The following is a 14,137-nucleotide window of genomic DNA, read 5'->3' as shown; positions in this document are numbered from 1 at the left end:
CGTTATAGCTCCTTAATTTTTATATTTTTGAACCAGACTTTGTCACCATGATCTTGCAAGCCAATATGGCCTTGTTTTGAGGTTGCAAAGTTAGACCATGTAGCAAATTTACTGTTGTTTACTAATGTGTTCCAAGGGCTACTGCCTATCACCATACTGACGGTACTCACGCCGTTCTGCCAAACTTGTAAGTGGTTATTGAGCATTTTTATACGTACTGTATTCCATTGCATCGCTGGTTTATGTGAAGCAGTCGGTGCTGAAAGTAAATCATAAATTGACCCCGCTAAATGCGAATCTATTTCGGTATCCGCATGGCGTTCATTATCAATTATTTGAATTTCTGGGGCGTGAGAGTAAATATAACTTCCTAGTTCATCAGCAAGGACAAAAATACCACTATTGCCAACTTCACTAATTTTCCAATCGAGTTTTAGGTCAAAATTCTTATAGATTTTTTTTGTTAAAATGTCACCGCCACCTTTAGTAAGTAACATTGCATTATCGTCTATCTTCCATTTAGAGCTAAGTTTATCACTTTTAAAGTTACGCCAATGAGACATATCTTTGCCATTGAATAGTAAATGCCAGCCTGTGGCGCGTTCTTCTTTTGTTAATTCATTATCTTGAGTCTGTGCAATTACACTGCTACTGAAGAGCAGTGCAAGTGACATAATCGAAATTGATTTAAGCATATATTACCCCTTTATTTTGTGTGCTACTTATTGCTATTAAACGCATTTTTCTACATTTTTTTGTTTTGTTATAAATAAGTGAAAACCAAAAAATACAACAATCAATATAATTGGAAAGATTAATAGGTTCTGTAAAACAGCTTGTCCAGCAACGATTTCAATTTGTTCAATTGAGATATTGCTCGCTTGCGCTTGTTGTTTGGCATCATCAATCCAATAACCTATCACTGGATTCCATAGGCTCATTGCAAACATGCCTGCACCACCAATTAACGACATACCTAATGCGCCGGTTTTAGGTGTATATTCGGCAACACAGCCAATCATGGTCGGCCAGAAATACGTTACACCAATGGCGAATAGCGCTGCGGCAAAATAAATTGCACTTCCTTGAGCTTGGCTCATTAAAAAAATGCCGATTGTTGAAAATACCGCTGAGCCTAGAAGCACGCCAGATGGACTAAAGCGATGAACAATTGGACCTGCAAAATAACGACCCAGTGCCATAAGGCCAGTAATAAGCGCTAAAATGACCATTGGGGATGCGCCTGAAGACCCTAATATTTGTTCAATCCATTGCTGAGTGCCAAACTCTGTTACCGCAGTTATCGTCATACAAATGATTAAAAATATATACAAAGGTGAAACGAGGTTTCTCACATTACTGCTGGTGGAGTTTTGCTGTGCATCAAATTTAGGAAATTGCGCTGTAAGCATCATCGCGCCATAAATAGCGGTAGGAATTAATATCAAAGCGACTTGCCATTGCCAGTTAAAGCCTGATGCTGTCATTGCACTTGAAGCTAATGCGCCTATAACTATACCGCCGGGAAACCAAACATGGAATCGGTTCAACATCGTTGTTTTGTTATTTGGATACATTTGCGCAATAAGCGGATTACAGCCGGCTTCGACAGAGCCATTAGCAAAACCGATTAAAAATGTTGAGATAAGTAATGCCCAAAAACCATCTGCTGAGATTGTTAGTAACAGGCCAAATAAATGACAAACAAACGCGAGTGCGACTAATTTTTTAGCGCCAATGGCGTTATAGATAATACCGCCAAGCATAGTCGCTATCGGAAACCCTAAAAAGGCCATTGCATTGACCCAACCAAGTTGGGTGCTCGTTAAGCCAAACTGTTCACCAAGTTGACCTAGAATACCGGCACGAATCGCGAATGTCATTGAGGTGACTATTAACGCGATACAACATAGTCGAAAAATGAGGCTGTGATTATTATTGTTATTCATTGTGTAGTCCTATCTAGTTGATACCCAATATCCGCTTATTACGTTGGGGATTGGTATTCATTGCACTAAAATCATCAAACGCTTTGCTGGCAGGAGTAATTATGTGCTGTTCAATAAACGGTGCGCCTTCTTTGGCCCCTTGTTCAGAATCTTTAATGCAACATTCCCATTCCAAAACAGCCCAGCCTTCAAATCCATATTGGGTTAATTTACTGAATATTGATTTAAAATCTATTTGACCATCACCGAGCGAGCGAAATCTGCCCGGTCGATCTTGCCAATCTTGATAGCCACCATAAACACCACTGCGGCCGCTTTGATTAAACTCTGCATCCTTCACGTGAAAAGCTTTTATTCGCTCGTGGTAAATATCAATAAATGCAAGATAATCAAGTTGCTGCAATACTAGATGACTTGGATCGTAAAGAATATTTACCCTTGGATGATTACCTGTTGCAGCTAAAAAACGCTCAAATGTAATACCATCATGCAAGTCTTCGCCTGGGTGTAATTCATAGCAAACATCTATTCCCATTTCGTCAAAGTAATCTAGTATCGGTAGCCAGCGTTTAGCAAGCTCGTTAAAGCCTTCTTCAACTAAGCCTTGTGGTCGTTGCGGCCAAGGGTAGAAGGTATGCCAAAGTAGCGCACCCGAAAATGTGACATGGGTTTTAAGTCCTAAATTTTTACTTGCTTTGGCAGCAAACATTAATTGTTTAATTGCCCATTCAGTTCTTTGTGTTGGGTTACCACGTAACGCTTCTGGGGCAAAATTATCAAACATTTCATCATAAGCAGGGTGCACAGCAACTAACTGCCCTTGTAAATGCGTTGATAACTCGCTGATTGTAAGCCCTGCTTGTTTAGCAATGCTAGTCACTTCATCGCAGTATTCTTGGCTTTGAGCCGCTTTTTCTAAATCGAATATCTCAGTATCTGATGTTGGTAGTTGAATTGCTTTATAACCGAGCTCTGCCGCCCATTGGCAAATATCTTTAAAATTATTAAATGGTGCTTCATCGCTGATAAATTGCGCTAAAAATATTGCTGGGCCTTTTATTTTTTTCATACTCTCTCTATCCAATTTTAAATGAGTGCCATTTAGTCTCTTCTTTAGAGGCGGCTACTGCATTTTCAATAAATGCCATGCCTCTAATCGCATCTTTTATACCGGGTACATCGAACTCTTCATTTGTTGCTGTTTTCCCTGCTTTTTTCGCGTTTATTTGATTTGCAAAGTTGACGTATATATTGGCAAAAGCTTCGAGGTAACCTTCTGGGTGGCCTGCGGGTGCTCGAAGCGAGTTTTGTGCTGCTTCACTTATTAGCCCAACGCCCGCACGTAATAATGTTGTTGGCGCGTTATGACTTTTGAGCCATAAACTATTTGGCTCCATTTGATTCCACTCTAAACTTGCTTTATCACCGTAAATGCGAAGAGATAAATTATTCTCTTCGCCAAGAGCGACTTGGCTCGCGAGTAGCACACCTTTACTATCATTATTAAAACGCAACAAAACTGTACCATCATCATCGAGTGTTCTGCCCGGCACAACGTGATTCAGATCAGCACAAAGTGAGCTAATCTCAAGGCCGCTAACATACTCTGTTAAATTAGCTGCATGTACGCCAATATCAGCGATACAACAGCTTATTCCAGCTTGCTTTGGGTCTAAGCGCCATTGGGCTTGCTTTACTTGTTCGTCTTCTGTATCACAAAGCCAACCTTGAGAGTATTCAACAATGACTTTACGAATTGTGCCTATCTCGCCTTGGGAGATGCGATATTTCGCTTCTTTAATCATTGGGTAACCGGTATAGGTATGGGTTAAGCCGTATAAACAATCACTGTTATCTAAACTTAGTTTTAAGCTCAGTGCTTCTTGTAGGTTTAATGTGGCAGGTTTATCTGATAAAACGTGAAAACCGCTCTCAATGGCTAATTTAGCGATTGGGAAATGAAGGTGGTTAGGGGTAACAATAACTACAAAATCTATGCGCTGATCAACAGGTAACTTTGTTTCTTCAATAAACATCTGCTGGTAAGTGTCATAACTCCTACAGGAGTCAATACCAAGCATGGCTGCTGTTTTTTCTGTGAGAGCTGGATTAGAGCTAAAAGAACCCGCTACAAGATCAATTAACCCATCGAGTCTAGCTGCAATACGATGAATTGCACCAATAAATGCACCTTCAGCGCCACCCACCATTCCCATTCTGATTTTGGGATTATTCATCTAAAATACCACCTCAATAGCAATCTATTGAATTTAGTTAATATCATGTTATTAATAATAGTGAATGGTCATCGTCAGGGGTAATAAAAATTCGGTTGACAATGCAACAAAATCGGCGTTTTATATATTTAGTTTCAAGTTAATTATCGAGGTTAAGTGTATTGGATATTCAACAAATTATTGATAGAGCAGGGGTCAATCAACTAATATCAGCATTTGATTTGTTGCCTGATATTTTGTTTTGGGTAAAAGATACTGAAAGTCGGGTTCTTTTTGCTAATCAACACTTTATTGAACATCAGGGTTATAAAACGTTTGAGCAAATAGCGTTAAAAACTGATTACGATTTTTCACCAAAGCATCTTGCGTTCCAATACGTAAATGATGACAAGCGAGTAATGCTAGGGGGAACTGTCACCGACAGGCTTGAATTAAATCATACATCAAATGGAGAACTAGCCTGGTTTTCTACATCTAAAAAAGCAATTTATTTGGATAAAGAAATTGTCGGTACTTATGGTATTACACGCCACCTTCAAAAAACCTCTAAAGCCTTGTCCCATGTAAGAGCAATAGAAGGGCCGGTAGATTATATTCGCGAACATTATTCACGCCCTATCAACATAGAGCACTTAGCGGAACTTGCACACTTATCTGTGAGTGCATTAGAAAGGCGCTTCAAAAAACATTTAGCTAAAACGCCGAACCAATTTATTAACGAAATACGTTTAGAAAATGCACGCAAATTGTTAGTTGAAACACGCTTACCTATTTCGCAAATAGCTTACCAATGTGGCTTTGCAGAACCCAGCTATTTTAGTAAACAATTTAGACGTTTATTTGGTGAAGTACCTTCACAAATGCGTGAAAACATTAACCGTTAGTATAATTTCTAGCCAGTTGAATAGCCCCTTGCTCCGGTGAATACTTCGCATCACATAGGTATCCTTGTATATTTGTGGATAAGTAAGCGCTTATTTTATCTGCGACGCCACCGACTAAGGATATATCTGTAAATCCAAGCTGTACTAAATGTTCGATGTAACGGGTGGTGTAGTCTACTGCTTTTTGAATAATAGACTTAGCAATAGGGTCTTCATGCATAGCAAATACCAGTGGTGCGAAACGTGCGAAATAAGCTGGTTTTTCGTTCATTGCATGTTGAGTTAGCTGGTGCGCAGTGGCAAACTTGGTCTGAGCTAAAAACTCCTCAACTAATGGCGTACTTGAATAAAGGCCATCTAGCACTTCTAAAGTATGACGAAAAAGAGCAAGACCAATCCAGCTACCGCTGGCACCATCACTTAAAAGTAGTCCATGGCCACCTAGTTCTGTTACTTTGTTATTATTAATTACACCAGCACAAAAACCTGTACCAAGAATGATAATTGCGCCATTGTTACTTTCGTGTGCACCATGACAGGCTATATGTAAATCTGTAGAAAAATTAAATTGTGCAAACGGGTGCAACCATTCAGACATAGCAATTTTTGCGCTTTCAATGTTTGCCCCTGCAAGTCCCGCATAAGCATTTATAGAAGGCAGTACAGAGGCTGGTAAATTTGCCTCTTTTAGTGCCTGCATTGTTGCATCAACAATAGATTTTTGTGCTATTTGTACTGACGTTGCAATATTTGCAGCACTACTTTGTGCTTGAGCGAGTAAATCGCCTTTTGCGTTTTCAAGCCTGACACGGCATTTTGTTCCGCCGCCATCAATACCTAAAAATAACTGTGGTTTTTTATCAATCATTTAATGCCTGCTTTTCAGTATTATCTAAAATTTTACTTATCAATAATGGATTGATAAAGCCCTTGCTGTTAAGTACGCCTGAGTGTGTATGAAGCGATACTAAATTGCCATCCGCGAGTTGCCATAGTTTAGCTGCGTTTTGGGCTGTTACACCACCACCTATAACGACTTCTATGTTATTTTGTGCCTGTTCAATGAGTTGTTCTAATTGATATATGTTATGCAAAATAGGCTGATTTTCATTCCAATGATTGCCATTGGTTAGGACTCGCTCAATACCTAAATCAATAAGTTGCTTTATTGCTTGTTGTTTATTACTTATACAATCAAATGCGCGATGAAATGTTGTTTTTAAACCGTGCTTTTGTGCACATGACACAAGTTGTTGAGTTGCATTTATGTCTACTTCTGATCCACATATTGCGCCAAACACTACACCCGTTGCACCTAGATCTGCTGCACTTATTATTTGAGAGATCATCGTATTTAATAGTGTTTTATTAACAGTAAACTTATTTGCTACAGGTCTTATCATTACAAGAAGCTCACCGTGTGCAGGTATTTGCTGTGCACACATTTTGATTGCAGAACTTTCTGGTGTTAGCCCATCAAGATGCATTGCACTGCACAACTCAACTCTTTTTGCTCCTCCGATAAATGCGCTATTTAAATTAATAGGTAGGCTTATGAGGTTATCGGAATTTATACAAATTTCTAAGTTTTTACCTATCACTACTTTTCCTAAAAATAAATTATTTAACAGATATAAATTATTAATTGCTTGGCGCTAGTCAGAAATAAACTATAAAATCCTTTTTAATTAGTAATATAGCTCTTTATTTTCTGAACAGTTAATACACTTCACAATAACTAATTTAAGTTTTTACGGTTTAAGACTATAAACCAATTCAAATTAAAATAGATAATAAAATATACTAAACGCCGATTTTGTAGCATTGTTAACCGAATTTCTATTATCGCTTTTAATTGTAAAACCCTATTCTGGAATTGTGATTTAACAACAATTTAACCTTGAAATTATTTATTGGTTTTTAGGTTTAACTCATTGTTTGACCTCATTAAGGCTTACACAACACAAGAATACACACAGTGAATGGAGATAAACATGAACAATAATAATAGTTTAGGCTCGCCAAACCTTGCTTGGCGGTTTCGAAAGTCAGCATTGATGTTGGCGATAATTGCAAGCTCGAGTAATGCATTGGCGCAAAATGAAAAAAACGAACAAGAAGATGACATTGAAGTTATAGAGGTGCGAGGTATTCGTTCTTCAATGGCAGAGAATCTAGCTATTAAACGTCTTTCAAATTCAATTGTTGATGCTATAACGGCTGAGGATATTGGTAAATTTCCTGATAAAAATGTAGCAGACTCCTTACAGCGTGTACCCGGTGTTGTGATCTCTAGAAGTGGTGGCGAAGGAGAAAATGTGAGTATTAGAGGGCTTTCATCTGATTTAACCCTTACCCAGTTAAATGGTAACTTTATAGCGTCGTCTCCGGGCTCTCCATCACGTTCCTTTAGTTATTCTTTATTGCCATCAACCATGGTTAAGTCTGTTGAAGTGTTTAAATCATCTGAAGCTCGTTTAGATGAAGGGGGAGTTGGTGGTACTGTTATTCTAAATAGCCGAACACCCTTAGACATGGAAGCTAACTCTGGTGTATTGAATGTTGAGTATACTTACGCTGATGTTACAAAAGAATATGAACCCAACTTTAGTGGTGTTTACTCTTGGAAGAATGAAGATGAAAATTTGGGTTTTTTACTTGGATATACAAATCAAGAGCGTACAAACAGATCGCTTACAGGCAATATGTCAGGCGGCGGGGGATGGCGCTGGGCAACGAGCAGTGATTTACCTGCAACAGATACTAATGGCAACGAAATAACAGATAGTACTAGACGTTTTGATGCATTAGAAGATGCATACGGCAACACATACGATGGTGTTTGGGCACCTCAAGTTGCTGGTGTTGGAATTACGCAAGAGGCCCGTGAACGAGTTGGAATTCAAGCGACTTTTCAATGGCGCCCATCAGATAATTTAGAACTTACCTTTAATCATTTTCACTTCGAACTGGGGCAAGATCGCACGACATCTCAATTAATGATCCCAGAATGGAAATACAATCCTGATTACTTAACAGGCGTTTTACTCGATGAAACTGGAACAATTGTCACCGGAATGGATTTTACCAGCGGGGCAGGTGGCAGTGAGGGTAATTTAGAGTTTCCTTGGATTATAGGTAGCTATACAAAAGAAAAAGACACATCTGATACTTATGACTTTTCATTTGAATATGCAGGCGACCTCTTTGACTTAAGCGGTAAATTTGGTCGAACAGAAGCAAGTGGTGGGCCTTCTGAGTCATTTAATGCGGCTTATAAAAGTGGTCAACCAGCAAGCCGAAGTGATTCAGGCGTTAATGAAAATGCCGCATCATTTGCAGGTTGGCGTTTAGGTGATCGCGTATCACTTTATGCAGATCCTGCACTATTAGCAAACTTACAATCGGGCGTTGCAGGCGACCCCGATCCTGGTTCAACTGGCTCAAGCTTTATTGTCAGTGACTTGGTTGAAGATTATGGTCAATTGGATTTAGATTACCACATAGCTTATGGCATCGTAGATACAATTCGTGTGGGTGTTAAACATCGAAAAGCAAGCTTACACCGTGAAACCAACAATACATTTTTTATAACACAAGAGGGCGCTAACCGCATCGCGAGTGGAGATTTAGACCCATTCAGCCAAGGTGCGATTGACGAAGTAGCCTATCAATGGATCGGTGGAATGCCAAGCCTTCAAGACGTGCTTAATGCAGAGTCAGAACAAAACATAGCGGGTGGTTTTGAAGTTAATACTATGCCAAGCATCAACTGGCAAAAGTACCGCAGTATAGTTACCAGTGAATACGCTAAATATACCAGACGAGAGCCAGATTTTGTGTTTGATATTGAAGAAGAAATCACAGCGGCTTATTTACAAGCTGACTTTTCGTTTGGTGATTTCCGCGGCAATGTCGGTGTACGTTATGTTGAAACACAAACCCAAATTATGTCGTCAGACAAGATTAATTATTTTTTAGATGATATTAACGATGTAACTGGCGAAGACATCTTAGGCGATGAGCGTTTAGTTGATGTGGAAACAATGACCACGCGCAGGGTAAAAGATGAACGTTTTCTGCCTAGTTTAAATCTAGTCTGGGAAGCAAATGATTCACTTGTGGTTAGAGCCGCTGCTGCTAAAACCATGTCACGAGCACCATTTAATGATTTAGGTGCGCCAGAACAACTTACTTTTATATCCCAAGAATGGGCTGATGATCGCCTTGAGTTTAGAGGTAACCCAGTTGATCAAGGGTGGAGTGGCTCGGGCGGCAATAAAGCCCTTGAACCATTTGAATCAGTACAATTAGATTTGTCGGCTGAATATTACTATGGTGTTGGCTCTGCCGTTGGTGTTGCTTTATTTAATAAAGATGTCGATAACTTTATCGTGCCATTAATTATAACCTCAGAGCGCCCATTTGAAGGTTTTACAAACCCATTCACAAATGAAGAAATAGTACCTGCAGGTGATATTACCGTTACTCCATTTACAACAACAGCAAATGGTACTAACGCAACATCTCGCGGCATTGAAATCTTTGCACAGCATTCTTTTGAAAATGGTTTTGGGATCAATGCTAACTACACCTTAAATGATACAAATCAGGCTGATGTTAGTGTGGATGGTGAGAAAGTTGGTGAGTCTGCACTTGTTGGCAGCGCAGATGATCAATTTAACTTTTCTGCATACTTTGAAAATCAAGACTACAGCGTTAGAGCTTCTTATAACCGTCGAGGAAAAATGGCATTAGGCCTTGCAGATGGCTTAACCGTTTCACAAGAACCCTATCAACAAGTTGATTTGAACGCGTCTTATAACATTATAGAAAATCTTATTCTGTCTGTATCGGTAATCAACTTAACCAAGGAAGAAGCGCGTACTTATTATGGTGACGATAGTAAAAATCGCCTGCGTAGTAGTAGTTACAGTGGACGTAGATACTATGCCGGCATGACTTATCGTTTTTAAAACCATATCAATAAGTACATATTAATACACTAATAAAATCAACTGGCTACGCCATAAAAAATAACGACTAAGGCAAGTTGGTGTGTAAACGATACCTGAATTTTTAAGGCACTATTATGAATAAACTAAAATTTTTTAAACTTGTAGGGACTCCTATTCTCACTGCTGGATTATTAAGTGGCTGTGGAGGAGGGAGTAACGATCCTCAAAAAGAGGATGTTCCTGTTAAACCAGATATGACATATGCAGAAATTGCAGGTTCAGTAGTAAAAGGTTCAATTGCAAACGCAGATATATCAGTAAGCGCATTAAATGGTACTGAGCTAACAATTAGTGGCACTCAATTTACAGACAATGAAGGAAAGTTTTTTGTCGAATTGGCATCAGCCCCTGGCTTTGGAATTAACACCACCGTTAAGCTAAATGTTGTAACGAGTGAAAGCTCAACTATGTTGTGCGATGCTTTGCAGTGTGGTGAGACAGACTTTGCACAGTTAACAGCAGAAGGAGCAATTGCAGGAAACACCTTTACTACTTTAGGTCAATTATCTGTTGATTATGGTAATACAAACAATGGCGTAGAGGATACAACACTTCAAGCTAATGCACTTACCACACTTGCAACACAATTATTAGAACAACAGATTAATGAAGGTAAGAATGTATCCACACCAGAATTGATGGTATTAGCACAAAGTCAGGTGTCTGATCTGTTATTAAGGTTGTTGGGTTGGAACACAAGTAACAGTAATGTATTTACAACACCGGTAATTGGCGCGGATAAACTTGAAAACTTTATTGAGGGTGAAAACTGCGAAGAAAATGATGCTGGTGAGCAGGTCTGTTCAATTAAATATGCTGATGAAACAACCATTAAATTGTCTTTACTTAATGCATCATTCGCTCAATACAGTGACACTCAAACATTAAAAACAATTTTAGATTCTGCCCAGCAGAATATTCAGTTGGCACTCGCAGAGGATAGCGTTGCTTTAGAGACGCTTCGTCAATCAACCTTTGATGCTATCAGTATTCATCCGTTAACAGAGCAACTTGGATTAACGGCTGATCTAATTGTAGATGTATCACTGTCATTATTTGATGAACCCGTATCAACGGGTCCATTACAAGAGGTAACAACACAAGCAAATTTAGCGGGTGCTGTTTACACTGCAAGAAATGCAATAAGTGATGCCGAGGATGCAGCAAAAGCATTTGATTCAAATATTGATACTAAATGGTTAGACCACAATGATTGGTTAGGCGCACCTACTGAGGAGGATCCTTCTTGGATACAGGTTGATTTTACAAATCCTCATGCAGTGAACAGTCTATTTATTACAAGTGCTAATGATGCTCCTGAGCGAGACCCAGAAAACTTCACAATCTTAGGATCGAATGATGCTGGAGAAACATGGTCAAACCTTGCCAGCTTTGTCGGTGCATCATTTGATGAACGTTTTTTGCGACAAGAGTTCAGCTTTACTAATGCTCAAAAATTTAAAAGCTATCGCATCAATATAACAAAGAACAAAAATAATGACGGCTTAGTGCAGTTATCAGATATTCAAATGATTGGCCCAGTGTTTAATAGTGTTGACCATACGAATGAAATGAATGGCGTAGCAACGGCTCGATACAGCATTGGCGATGCAGAAAACCAAGATAAGGCATTTGATAACGACCCATCTACTAAATGGCTTGATCATAATGACTGGAACGGCGCTCCAACCGAAGCTGATCCATCGTGGATACAAATGGATTTCGACAGTGCTGTTGCAGTTGATACGTTAGCGATTACAAGTGCTAATGATGCACCAGAGCGCGATCCAGAAAACTTTACATTATTTGCCTCAAATGATGGCGGAACAACTTGGCTTGAACTTGCAAATTGGGTAGGTGAATCATTTGATGAAAGAGCGCAAAGAAGAGCCTTTACATTTCAAAATCAAGTAGCATTTACAAGCTACCGATTAGAAATCAGTAAAAATAAGAATAATGATGGGTTGCTGCAAATAGCCAATATAGACTTAATCGGCCCTGTGAAACCAGGTTTAGATCACAGCAAAGCAGATGGCGTGAAGTATAGTGCGCGCTATAGTATTAGCGACAGTGAAAGTGCAGCCCAAGCTTTTGATAATGACGTTAACACAAAATGGCTTGACCACAATGATTGGCAAGGCGCACCAACTGACGAAGACCCTGCTTGGATACAAGTTCAGTTACCCCAGGGAAAAGCGGTGAATGTATTGTCAATAACCAGTGCTGGGGATGCACCAGAGCGTGACCCAGAATCATTTAGTATTTTGGGTTCTAATAATGCAGAGGATTGGGTTAATTTAGCTTCGTGGGTTGGTGAAACATTTGAACAGCGTTATGAACAAAAAAACCTCCCATTTAGTAATAACTTAGCTTATAGCTATTATCGTTTGTCAGTAAGCAAAAATGCTAATAATGATGGTTTAGTACAAATTGCTGAAATCGCCACGGTTGGCCCTGATTATGCCTACACAGACTTAAGTCGCTTACCTGATGCTATTTACAGCGCTCGCTATAGCATTGGCGATGGTGAAAGTGCTGATAAAGCGTTTGATGGTGATGTTAATACAAAATGGCTTGATCACAATGATTGGCAAGGCGCACCTACAACTGATGACCCTTCTTGGATCCAAGTAGATTTTACTCAAAAACAAGTTGTTAGCGGTCTAGCTATTACAAGTGCAAATGATGCGCCAGAGCGTGACCCAGAAAACTTTAGTTTACTGGGCTCAAATGATGGTGGAGAGACATGGGTTGAAGTTGCAGCATGGGTAGGAGAAAGCTGGGCTACCCGTTTTGAACGCCGTACCTTTGATTTCAGTAATGGTTTTGGCTATTTAAGCTATCGTTTAAACATTAGTAAAAATGCAAACAATGATGGACTCGTTCAAATCGCAGAAATTGAGTTACTAGGCTTAGAGCAGTAATTTTAACAGACCAAAGGTCAGAGCTTATTCTGGCCTTTTTTATTATTGATGAAAAGCTAGGTTAACCAATGAATACTAAACGAACATTTTTAAAACAATCAATTACAACTTTACTTGCTTTAGGTGCCTCAACATTAACGAGTAAAAGTATGGCAAGCTCGCCTCAGATTACAGCTAGAACCAACAAGTCAAAAATACGCAATATGCCTATCGTCGTGTCAACTTGGCAGCATGGCTTAGCCGCAAATCAAGCCGCTTGGCAGGTTCTTAGCCAGCAAGGCAAAGCTATAGATGCAGTTGAAGCAGGTGTTAGAATCCCTGAAGCCGACCCAGATGTAATGACTGTTGGGTACGGTGGGTACCCAGATAGAGAAGGTAACGTCACCCTTGATGCATGCATTATGGATGAAAATCAAAATTGTGGCTCAGTGGCCTATCTGCAAAATATTAAACACCCAATTTCAGTTGCTCGTCTAGTAATGGACAAAACACCGCATGTGATGTTGGTTGGTGAAGGCGCACTGCAATTTGCTAAAACACAAGGATTTGTAGAGGAAAACTTACTCACAGCAAACGCCAAGAAAGTCTGGCAAGATTGGCTGGTGGAATCAAAATACGCACCTGTTATCAATATTGAAAATCACGACACCATAGGTATGTTAGCACTAGATAGCCACGGTAACTTATCAGGAGCGTGTACCACCAGTGGTGCAGCATTTAAAATGGCAGGGCGAGTGGGTGATTCACCTATTATTGGGGCTGGCTTATATGTAGACAATGACATTGGTGCTGCGACAGCAACTGGAATGGGCGAATTGATGATGAAAACTGTAGGGTGTCACCTTGTGGTTGAAATGATGCGCCAAGGTATGTCACCTACGGAGGCATGCAAAGCAGCTGTTGAGCGTATTGCCAGCAAGTTAGGTGATTATAAGCGATTTCAGGTAGGGTTCTTAGCATTAAATAAAGCGGGTGAGTATGGCTCATATTGCATTCAACCAGGTTTTAATTATGCGGTTAAATCAAAACAAGAAAATAAGTTAATCGATGCAAATAGCTTGGTTTAGCGCAATAGAATAGTACTCAATAACCAGGCTGCAAGTGACCTATAAACATGTATTTGGA

Annotated in this window: 10 protein-coding genes; 4 read left to right on the top strand and 6 right to left on the bottom strand. The window is 39.6% G+C overall.

The genetic code is table 11. From position 1 onward, the window contains the following. Nucleotides 1-2: 2 nt before the first annotated feature. Genes ACHUE3_RS01960 through ACHUE3_RS01945 form a run of 4 tightly spaced genes read right to left on the bottom strand, consistent with a single transcriptional unit; the run spans nucleotide 3 to nucleotide 4,186 of the window. The gene (locus ACHUE3_RS01960) at nucleotides 3-695 is read right to left on the bottom strand and encodes a 3-keto-disaccharide hydrolase (protein WP_394189641.1); all 693 of its coding nucleotides are present in this window, start codon (nucleotides 693-695) and stop codon (nucleotides 3-5) included. A 36-nt stretch (nucleotides 696-731) separates the two neighbouring features. Next, the gene (locus ACHUE3_RS01955; RefSeq protein ID WP_394189639.1) at nucleotides 732-1,949 is read right to left on the bottom strand and encodes an MFS transporter; all 1,218 of its coding nucleotides are present in this window, start codon (nucleotides 1,947-1,949) and stop codon (nucleotides 732-734) included. A 13-nt stretch (nucleotides 1,950-1,962) separates the two neighbouring features. Beyond that, entirely contained in the window at nucleotides 1,963-3,018 is a 1,056-nt protein-coding gene (locus tag ACHUE3_RS01950; RefSeq protein WP_394189637.1) for a sugar phosphate isomerase/epimerase family protein, read from the bottom strand. A 7-nt stretch (nucleotides 3,019-3,025) separates the two neighbouring features. Beyond that, nucleotides 3,026-4,186 carry a Gfo/Idh/MocA family protein gene (locus ACHUE3_RS01945; protein ID WP_394189635.1) on the bottom strand — a complete coding sequence of 387 codons (1,161 nt, stop codon included), beginning with the start codon at nucleotides 4,184-4,186 and terminating at the stop codon, nucleotides 3,026-3,028. 161 nt (nucleotides 4,187-4,347) lie between these two features. Between ACHUE3_RS01945 and ACHUE3_RS01940 the strand changes: the two genes are divergently transcribed. After that, on the top strand, nucleotides 4,348-5,070 hold the full coding sequence (locus ACHUE3_RS01940; protein ID WP_394189633.1) for an AraC family transcriptional regulator: 723 nt from the start codon (nucleotides 4,348-4,350) through the stop codon (nucleotides 5,068-5,070). Here ACHUE3_RS01940 and ACHUE3_RS01935 read toward each other — a convergent pair. Both ACHUE3_RS01935 and ACHUE3_RS01930 read right to left on the bottom strand, forming a co-directional pair. Continuing rightward, complete coding sequence (locus ACHUE3_RS01935; RefSeq protein ID WP_394189631.1) at nucleotides 5,060-5,938, bottom strand: glucosamine kinase nucleotide-binding domain-containing protein; 879 nt, start codon at nucleotides 5,936-5,938, stop codon at nucleotides 5,060-5,062. The genes ACHUE3_RS01940 and ACHUE3_RS01935 overlap by 11 nt on opposite strands. Beyond that, on the bottom strand, nucleotides 5,931-6,671 hold the full coding sequence (locus tag ACHUE3_RS01930) for a copper homeostasis protein CutC (RefSeq protein ID WP_394189629.1): 741 nt from the start codon (nucleotides 6,669-6,671) through the stop codon (nucleotides 5,931-5,933). The genes ACHUE3_RS01935 and ACHUE3_RS01930 overlap by 8 nt, the downstream gene beginning before the upstream one ends. A 393-nt stretch (nucleotides 6,672-7,064) precedes the next feature. On the opposite strand from ACHUE3_RS01930, the gene ACHUE3_RS01925 reads away from it, so the two are divergent. The 3 genes from ACHUE3_RS01925 (at nucleotide 7,065) to ACHUE3_RS01915 (ending at nucleotide 14,079) form a co-directional block, all read left to right on the top strand. After that, nucleotides 7,065-10,046, top strand: coding sequence for a TonB-dependent receptor (locus tag ACHUE3_RS01925; protein ID WP_394189627.1), 2,982 nt, complete (start codon nucleotides 7,065-7,067; stop codon nucleotides 10,044-10,046). A gap of 116 nt (nucleotides 10,047-10,162) precedes the next feature. Continuing rightward, nucleotides 10,163-13,012 (top strand): discoidin domain-containing protein, encoded by a 2,850-nt coding sequence (locus ACHUE3_RS01920; protein WP_394189625.1) that lies wholly within the window; start codon nucleotides 10,163-10,165, stop codon nucleotides 13,010-13,012. 68 nt (nucleotides 13,013-13,080) lie between these two features. Further along, nucleotides 13,081-14,079, top strand: coding sequence for an isoaspartyl peptidase/L-asparaginase family protein (locus tag ACHUE3_RS01915; protein WP_394189623.1), 999 nt, complete (start codon nucleotides 13,081-13,083; stop codon nucleotides 14,077-14,079). Nucleotides 14,080-14,137: the final 58 nt, after the last annotated feature.

The organism is Pseudoalteromonas atlantica, assembly GCF_043641955.1.
In the GTDB taxonomy this organism is placed as follows: Bacteria; Pseudomonadota; Gammaproteobacteria; order Enterobacterales; family Alteromonadaceae; genus Pseudoalteromonas; species Pseudoalteromonas atlantica_A.
Note: the sequence above shows the minus strand (reverse complement) of the source record. Positions and strands in the feature narration are given on the sequence as shown.

Bases quoted from the DNA above. Each gene is read 5' to 3' on its own strand.
- ACHUE3_RS01960 (WP_394189641.1), bottom strand. From the start codon at position 695: ATGCTTAAATCAATTTCGATTATGTCACTTGCACTGCTCTTCAGTAGC.
- ACHUE3_RS01955 (WP_394189639.1), bottom strand. From the start codon at position 1,949: ATGAATAACAATAATAATCACAGCCTCATTTTTCGACTATGTTGTATC.
- ACHUE3_RS01950 (WP_394189637.1), bottom strand. From the start codon at position 3,018: ATGAAAAAAATAAAAGGCCCAGCAATATTTTTAGCGCAATTTATCAGC.
- ACHUE3_RS01945 (WP_394189635.1), bottom strand. From the start codon at position 4,186: ATGAATAATCCCAAAATCAGAATGGGAATGGTGGGTGGCGCTGAAGGT.
- ACHUE3_RS01935 (WP_394189631.1), bottom strand. From the start codon at position 5,938: ATGATTGATAAAAAACCACAGTTATTTTTAGGTATTGATGGCGGCGGA.
- ACHUE3_RS01925 (WP_394189627.1), top strand. From the start codon at position 7,065: ATGAACAATAATAATAGTTTAGGCTCGCCAAACCTTGCTTGGCGGTTT.
- ACHUE3_RS01920 (WP_394189625.1), top strand. From the start codon at position 10,163: ATGAATAAACTAAAATTTTTTAAACTTGTAGGGACTCCTATTCTCACT.
- ACHUE3_RS01915 (WP_394189623.1), top strand. From the start codon at position 13,081: ATGAATACTAAACGAACATTTTTAAAACAATCAATTACAACTTTACTT.